The 607-nt window shown below is 42.3% G+C and carries 1 protein-coding gene; it reads right to left on the bottom strand.

The features are described 5' to 3' along the window. Positions 1–607 (bottom strand): amino acid ABC transporter permease (locus tag HMPREF3216_RS01050; RefSeq protein ID WP_155639663.1); only part of this gene is annotated, 607 nt, incomplete at both ends.

Here is a 607-nt window from a genome sequence, read left to right as displayed (position 1 = left end):
CTTTTGCTTCGAATCCTTTGCCAAAATGCTTTTCCAACATAACCTGCAAAACCATCAAAACAGACGTAATCACCAAATACCAAACACTAGCAACAATAAGAAGCGGAATCGGCTTATAAATACGATTAGCAACAGCATTAGTAGCAAACTGAAGCTCCAAAGTAAAAGGCACAGCCAAAACCAAAGACGTAGTCTTAAGCATACCAATAGTCTCATTACCCAAAGGCGGAACAATAATACGCATAGCCTGAGGCAAAACAACCCTACGCATAGTCAAAGACCTACCCATACCCAAAGCCTGAGCAGCCTCAACCTGACCAGCATCCACAGCCTCCAAGCCAGCACGAACAATCTCCGACAAATACGCAGCCTCATTAAGAGACAAGCCAATCACAGCAGCATTCAAAGAAGTCATAACAACATTAGAATCAATCGAGAAAAACTCAATAGACGTAAACGGAATACCCATACTCAACTTAGGAACAAGAACAGCAAACATACCCCAAAAAACAAGCTGAGTATAAACAGGCGTACCACGGAAAAACCAAATAAAGAACCAACTCACAGCCCGCAAAACAGGATTAACACTCTTGCGCATCATAGCCAA

Origin of the sequence: Gardnerella vaginalis (assembly GCF_001546455.1) — a bacterium.
Classification (GTDB): Bacteria; Actinomycetota; Actinomycetes; order Actinomycetales; family Bifidobacteriaceae; genus Bifidobacterium; species Bifidobacterium vaginale_B.
Note: the sequence above shows the minus strand (reverse complement) of the source record. Positions and strands in the feature narration are given on the sequence as shown.